Origin of the sequence: Mycobacterium sp. TY814 (genome assembly GCF_030755175.1) — a bacterium.
In the GTDB taxonomy this organism is placed as follows: Bacteria; Actinomycetota; Actinomycetes; order Mycobacteriales; family Mycobacteriaceae; genus Mycobacterium.
In genome coordinates this window covers 1,722,694-1,729,533 of the sequence record NZ_JAUFRY010000002.1, presented here as the reverse complement: position 1 = coordinate 1,729,533, position 6,840 = coordinate 1,722,694, and the positions used below count along the sequence as shown (strand labels likewise).

5 protein-coding genes and 1 pseudogene are annotated in these 6,840 nt (G+C 66.7%); 4 read left to right on the top strand and 2 right to left on the bottom strand.

Annotated features, from left to right (window positions below):
- Window positions 1–156 (bottom strand): annotated as a pseudogene (locus QXH22_RS21320) (nitroreductase family deazaflavin-dependent oxidoreductase); the annotation flags it as partial.
- Window positions 157–268: 112 nt separating this feature from the next.
- Between QXH22_RS21320 and QXH22_RS21315 the strand changes: the two are divergent.
- From QXH22_RS21315 to QXH22_RS21305, 3 genes are all read left to right on the top strand, one after another.
- Complete coding sequence (locus QXH22_RS21315) at window positions 269–958, top strand: TetR/AcrR family transcriptional regulator (protein WP_306276876.1); 690 nt, start codon at window positions 269–271, stop codon at window positions 956–958.
- A 100-nt stretch (window positions 959–1,058) separates the two neighbouring features.
- The gene (locus tag QXH22_RS21310) at window positions 1,059–1,559 is read left to right on the top strand and encodes a VOC family protein (protein ID WP_306276875.1); all 501 of its coding nucleotides are present in this window, start codon (window positions 1,059–1,061) and stop codon (window positions 1,557–1,559) included.
- On the top strand, window positions 1,556–3,049 hold the full coding sequence (locus QXH22_RS21305) for an FAD-binding protein (RefSeq protein ID WP_306276874.1): 1,494 nt from the start codon (window positions 1,556–1,558) through the stop codon (window positions 3,047–3,049). Before QXH22_RS21310 ends, QXH22_RS21305 begins: the two co-directional genes overlap by 4 nt.
- A gap of 104 nt (window positions 3,050–3,153) precedes the next feature.
- Here the strand turns inward: QXH22_RS21305 and QXH22_RS21300 are convergent, their stop codons facing one another.
- Window positions 3,154–5,082, bottom strand: a complete 1,929-nt coding sequence (locus tag QXH22_RS21300; RefSeq protein WP_306276873.1) for an ABC transporter ATP-binding protein/permease — start codon at window positions 5,080–5,082, stop codon at window positions 3,154–3,156.
- Between the two features lie 84 nt (window positions 5,083–5,166).
- Here QXH22_RS21300 and QXH22_RS21295 point away from each other — a divergent pair, with 84 nt between their 5' ends.
- Window positions 5,167–6,822: an acetolactate synthase gene (locus QXH22_RS21295; protein ID WP_306276872.1), complete on the top strand. Its 1,656-nt coding sequence runs from the start codon at window positions 5,167–5,169 to the stop codon at window positions 6,820–6,822.
- The last annotated feature ends 18 nt before the right edge of the window (window positions 6,823–6,840 follow it).

Here is a 6,840-nt window from a genome sequence, read left to right as displayed (position 1 = left end):
CAGGTTGACCACCACGCTGCGCGGCTTCCCGGTCTTGCGGCCTCGCACTCGCAGCGCCCGGGTCCCGGCGATGCTGATGCCCAGTTCGGCGAGCCAGCGGATCACCGCATTCGCGGACCGGGCGGCCGCATTCGGTTGTTGATACTGCGTGGACATGCTGACCTCCCTCAACCCAATACGAGAGCACTGCTCTCGTATTGGGTTGACCGTGTCACAACCGTGACCGAAAAGCAAGAGCGGTGATCTCGGTCCTGCCAGACTTGACCCCGTGGGCACACGCCAGGAATCGCGGGAGCAGATCGAGGCGAAGATCATCGAACTCGGGCGCCGCCATCTGGTGGAGCACGGCGCGGCCGGGTTGTCGCTGCGAGCGATTGCCCGCGAGTTGGGCATGGTTTCCTCGGCCGTTTACCGCTACGTCGCCAACCGGGACGAACTGCTGACCCTGCTCCTTGTCGACGCCTACTCCGACCTGGCCGACGCGGTGCGCCAGGCCCGCGACGGCACCGAGAGCGACTTCTGGAGCGACGACGTGCTGGCCATCACGCACGCGGTGCGCGCCTGGGCTGTCGCGCACCCGGCGCGCTGGGCGCTGCTGTACGGCAGCCCGGTACCCGGATACCACGCGCCGCCGGACCGCACGGTGGGAGTCGGCACCCGCGTGGTCGCAGACCTGTTCGACGCCATCGCGACCGGAATCACGACGGGCGACATCAAGCTGACCAGTGATGCTGCGCCGCAACCGATGTCGTCTGATTTCGAACGCATCCGGCGCGAGTTCGGCTTTCCGGGCGACGATCGCGTGATGGCCCGTTGCTTCCTGTTGTGGGCCGGCGTGCTGGGGGCGATCAGCATGGAGGTGTTCCAGCAGTACGGGTCCGACACCGTGACCGACCCCAGGAGCGTGTTCGACACCCAGGTCCGGTTGCTGATCGGCCTGTTCGACCAGCCGAACTAGAACATGTTCAGCAGGCCGCCGTGGGGCCGGTGCTGGCCTCGGCGGCAAAGTTTTTCCCCGTTCTTTCTGCCGACCGCGCGCTGCGATAGTCTGCGTGACGATGAACTTTCTTGCTGCGTCACCGATCCAGATCGCCTGGGTGACGCCGGACCTCGAGGCCACGGAAACGGCTCTCACCGGGCTTTTAGGCGCTCGCAAGTGGGTGCGGATACCCGACGTCCACTTTGCGCCGGACACCTGCAGCTTCCGCGGTGAGCCTGCTGACTTCGTCGCGGGCATTTCGCTGAGCTACCTCGGAGACATGCAGCTGGAACTGATCGCGCCGGTCCGCGGAGAGAATATCTATAGTGAATTCCTGCGGGACCATGGCCCCGGTCTGCACCACATATGCATGGAGGCCGAATCGCTGGGGGCGTTCGACGCCGCACTTGCCGACGCGACCCGTCACGATGCTGAGGTGGTGCAACAGGGCGTCATGCCCGGCGGCATTCACTTCGCCTACGTCAGCGCGCCGCAGGCGGGTGTCCCGTTTGTGGAGATCGCGTACCTCTCGCCCGAGATCAAAGCGTTCTACGACTACATAAAACAGGAGCAGCGGTGAGCACCGACATCCCCACCACGGTCAACGTGGACACGGTCGAGTCCTGGTCGGACGAGGTCGACGTGCTGGTGATCGGCTTCGGCATCGCCGGTGGCTGCGCGGCCGTCAGCGCCGCGGCCGCGGGTGCACGGGTGCTCGTACTGGAACGGGCAGCCGCCGCCGGTGGGACCACCGCAATGGCCGGCGGCCACTTCTATCTGGGCGGCGGCACCGCGGTCCAGGAGGCGACGGGTCATGCCGACTCTCCCGAGGAGATGTACAAGTACCTGGTCGCGGTGTCCCGCGAGCCCGAGCTCGACAAGATCCGCGCCTATTGCGAGGACAGTGTCGAGCATTTCAATTGGCTTGAGGCACTTGGCTTTCAGTTCGAGCGCAGTTACTACCCCGGCAAAGTGGTGGTGCCGCCGGGCACCGAGGGGCTGAGTTACACGGGCAACGAGAAGGTGTGGCCGTTCTGCGAGCAGGCCAAGCCCGCGCCGCGCGGACACTCCGTGCCGGTGCCCGGTGAACTGGGCGGCGCAGCGATGGTGATCGACCTGCTGGTCAAACGCGCTGACGAACTCGGCGTGCAGGTCCAGTACGAGACCGGGGTCACCAACCTGATCGTCGACAACGACGGCGCGGTTGTCGGCGTGAGCTGGAAGCACTTCTCCGACACCGGCGCGGTGCGGGCGAAAGCGGTTGTCATCGCGGCCGGCGGCTTCGCGATGAACCCCGACATGGTCGCCGAGCACACGCCGGCGCTGGGTCAGCCGCGGCGCACCAAGCACCATGGCCTGGTGGCGCCGTACATCCTGGGCAATCCACACGACGACGGGCTGGCCATCCGGCTGGGCGAGTCGGCCGGGGGTGCCACCAAATACATGGACGAGCTGTTCATCACCGCGGCGGCTTATCCGCCGGAGATCCTGCTGACGGGCATCATCGTCAACAAGGACGGCAAACGTTTCGTTGCGGAGGACTCCTACCACTCGCGCACTTCGGCCTTCGTGCTCGAACAGCCGGAGCAGACCGCCTACCTGATCGTCGACGAAGCACACATGCAGATGCCGGCGATGCCGCTGATCAAATTCCTCGACGGGTACGAGACCATCGCCGAGATGGAGACGGCCCTGGGCATACCGGCGGGCAATCTCGCCGCATCCCTGGACCGCTACAACGAATTCGCCGCCAAGGGCGAGGACCCGGACTTCCATAAACAGCCCGAATACGTTGCGCCACAGGATAAAAGCCCATGGGCGGTATTCGACCTGTCGCTCGGGCGGGCGATGTACTCGGGATTCACCATGGGCGGTCTGGCGGTCACCCTTGACGGGGAAGTGCAGCGGGCCGACGGCAGCGTCATCCCGGGGCTGTACGCGGCGGGGGCCTGTGCGTCCAACCTCGCCCAGGACGGCAAGGGATATGCCAGCGGAACGCAGCTGGGGGAGGGCTCCTTCTTCGGCCGCCGCGCCGGAGCGCACGCGGCCCGGCGGGCCGTGAGCGCGTAGGCGCCATCCCACACCGCCGGAGCGCACGCGGCCCGGCGGGCCGTGAGCGCGTAGGCGCCATCCCACACCGCCGGAGCGCACGCGGCCCGGCGGGCCGTGAGCGCTTAAGTCGTTTCTGAGGCAACGGCTTTCGTCTCGACCGGACCGAGTCGCCACTGGGCTTCACCGAGCAGTTCCAGGTGCCGCTCGTGGTGTTGCTCGACGGTGGGCCGGTGGCTGACGCTGATCACGATGGTGTCCGGCAGTTCGGTGCGCACCAGGTGATACAGCGCATACTCGAGACCGGGATCCAGCGCCGAGGTGGCCTCGTCGAGGAATACCGCCTTGGGTTTGGTGAGCAGGATCCGCGCGAACGCAACCCGTTGCTGCTCACCGGGCGAGAGCACCTTGGCCCAGTCCTGATCCTCGTCGAGGCGGGAAATCAAGGGCGCGAGAGCAACTTTGGTCAGGACATCGTGCAACTCGGAATCGGATACATTTTCGGTCGCCAAGGGGTAGCACACCACCGACCGCAGATCGCCCAGCGGCACGTACGGCAGCTGCGACAGGAACATTGTCTCGTTCTCACCGCCGGGGCGATGCAGCGTTCCGGTGGCGAACGGCCACAGTTCGGCGAGACTGCGCAGCAGGGTGGTCTTGCCCGATCCGGAACGGCCGGTGATCACCAGCGAGTCCCCGGTCTCCAGTCGCACGTCCAACGGGTCGATCAACCGGTCGCCGTCGGGCTTGCGCACCTCGACGTTGTCGATCTGCACCGAACCGTCGGTGCTCGGCAGGGCCAGCACGGCCGGCAATGCGCGTCCCTGCTCGTTGGCTTCCACCAACCCGTGCAACCGAATGATGGCCGCCCGGTACGACGCGAACGCATCGTAGGCATTGCGGAAGAACGACAGGGAATCCGAGATGTTGCCGAACGAGGACGCCGTCTGGCTGACATCGCCGAAATCGATTGTCCCGGCGAACAATCGGGGGGCCTGAATCAGCCAGGGCAACGGCACGATCGCCTGACTCACCGCGAGGTTCCAGCCGTAGAAGCCGACGCTGCGGTTGACGTAGTGCAGGTAGTTGTCGATGACGGGGGCGAACCGCTTGCGTAGCTGGGTGCGCTCGGCCCGCTCGCCCCGGTAGAAGCCGACCGCCTCCGCCGCGTCGCGCAGCCGCACCAGCGCATACCGGAAGGCGGCATTGAGCTTCTCGTTTCGGAAACTCAGCCAGATCAACGGACGACCGATGATGAACGAGATGATCGTGGCCACCAGCACGTAGACGATGACGGTCCAGAACATCACGCGCGGGAAGGAGACGCCGAAGATCGTCAGCGTGCCGGACAGATTCCACAGGATGCTGGTGAAGGACACCACTGAGATCACCGATTGCACGGTGCCGAACAAGAGAATGCTGCCGGTTCCGGTGCCCGGCTGATTCGGGCCGTTGCCCGTGCCGGCGGTGAAGATGTCGATGTCCTGCTGGATGCGCTGGTCGGGGTTGTCGATCGTCTCGTCGATGAACAGGTCGCGGTAGTAGGCCCGGCCTTCCAGCCAGTCCTCGGTGAGATGGTCGGTCAGCCACACCCGCCAGGCGACCACGAAGCGCTGCGTTAGGTAGATGTCGGCCATCACCCGGGACACGTGGATGACGGCCATGATGCTGAAGATCCCAATCGACATCCAAAAGCCATGCACACCAGAGTTTTTCACGACGTCGTTGTCGCCGGCGGCGCCCTGGAAGGCCTTCTGCAGAGCCGTGTACATGTCGTTGCCCTGGTAGCTGAACAACACATTCAGACGCACCGCCAGCACCACCGAGAGCAGCAGCACACCGAACATCAGCCAGACCCGGATACTGTGGCGGCCGGTGAAGTAGCCCCCGGTGATCCGCCAGAACTGGCGGCCCCAGGGGGTGACGAACCGGAACACCACCAGCATCAACAGCAGCGCAACCGCGCTGATCGTCCACGCGATCGCCGTCCACCGCAGCGAATCCAGCAACGCATGAGACCAGTCGATCGACGGCGTAAACGGCTTCGGACCCACGGTGTTGTCTCCTCAGAGTCGAACTGCTGCGCAACAGAAATCCTCCGGCGAAGGTACCGGAAGGCCGGTGGATAGGCTGCGTCAATGACCACTGAAGCGACCAGTGAAGCCGCTCCCACCCAAACCGTGCACGCCGGCCGGCTCATCGCTCGCCGGCTCAAGGCAAGCGGCATCCACACGCTTTTCACCCTCTCGGGCGGCCACCTGTTCTCCATCTACGACGGCTGCCGTGACGAGGGGATCCGGCTGATCGACACCCGTCACGAGCAGACCGCCACCTTTGCCGCCGAGGGCTGGTCCAAGGTGACCCGGGTGCCCGGGGTGGCCGCACTGACGGCGGGGCCCGGCATCACCAACGGGATGAGCGCCATGGCGGCCGCCCAGCAGAATCAGTCGCCGCTGGTGGTACTCGGCGGCCGGGCACCGGCATTGCGCTGGGGGATGGGTTCGCTGCAGGAGATCGACCACGTGCCGTTCGTCGCGCCGCTGTCCCGGTTTGCCGCGACCGCACAGTCGGGGCAGGATGCCGGCCTGCTGCTGGACCAGGCCTTGCGGGCATCGGTCGGCGCCCCCTCGGGTGTCGGATTCGTCGACTTCCCGATGGATCACGTCTTCTCGATGGCCGAGGACGACGGCCGCCCGGGCGCCCTGAGCGACCTGCCGCAACCGCCCGCCGTGGACGGCGGCGCCTTGGACCGGGCCGTCGAGCTGTTGGCAAAAGCCCAGCGGCCGGTGATCATGGCCGGCACCAATGTCTGGTGGGGGCACGGCGAAACCGCACTGCTGCGGCTGGCCGTGGAGCTGCGGATCCCGGTGCTGATGAACGGGATGGCGCGCGGTGTGGTGCCCGCCGACCACCCGCTGGCGTTCTCGCGGGCCCGCTCAAAAGCGTTGGGCGGGGCCGATGTCGCGCTGATCGTCGGTGTGCCGATGGATTTCCGGCTCGGCTTCGGCGGCGTCTTCGGCGCCGACACCCAACTCATCGTGGTCGACCGCGCCCGCCCGGAGCGCGCCCACCCGCGTCCTGTCGCCGCCGAACTGTATGGCGACCTGAGCGACATCCTGTCCGCGCTGGCGTGCGCCGGCACGCCTGGGCAGCAGGATTGGGTCGACGGCCTGCGCACCGCTGAGAGCGCGGCGCGGGATCTGGAGCGGGCCGAACTCGCCGAAGACCGCATCCCGCTGCACCCGATGCGCGTATATGCCGAACTGGCTCCGCTGCTGGACCGCGACGCCATCGTCGTCATCGACGCCGGTGACTTCGGGTCCTACGCCGGCCGGGTAATCGACAGCTACCAGCCTGGCTGCTGGCTGGACAGCGGGCCGTTCGGCTGCCTCGGTTCCGGTCCGGGCTATGCGCTGGCGGCCAAGTTGGCGCGGCCCGAACGTCAGGTCGTGCTGTTGCAGGGCGACGGAGCATTCGGGTTCAGCGGCATGGAATGGGACACGCTGGTGCGGCACAACGTGCCGGTCGTGTCGGTGGTGGGCAACAACGGCATCTGGGGGCTGGAGAAGCACCCGATGGAGGCGTTGTACGGCTATTCGGTGGTGGCCGAGCTGCGCCCGGGAACCCGGTACGACGAGGTGGCCCGCGCGCTGGGCGCCCATGGTGAGTTGGTGGCGGCGCCGGCGGAGCTGCGCCCGGCGCTGGAACGCGCGTTCGCCAGCGGCATGCCGGCCGTCGTCAATGTCCTCACCGACCCGAGCGTGGCCTACCCGCGCCGATCCAACCTGGCCTGATGCCAACCGCGTACCGTG

Excerpts from the sequence above, each read along its gene's own strand:
- QXH22_RS21295 (WP_306276872.1), top strand. The coding sequence starts at position 5,167 with ATGACCACTGAAGCGACCAGTGAAGCCGCTCCCACCCAAACCGTGCAC.
- QXH22_RS21310 (WP_306276875.1), top strand. The coding sequence starts at position 1,059 with ATGAACTTTCTTGCTGCGTCACCGATCCAGATCGCCTGGGTGACGCCG.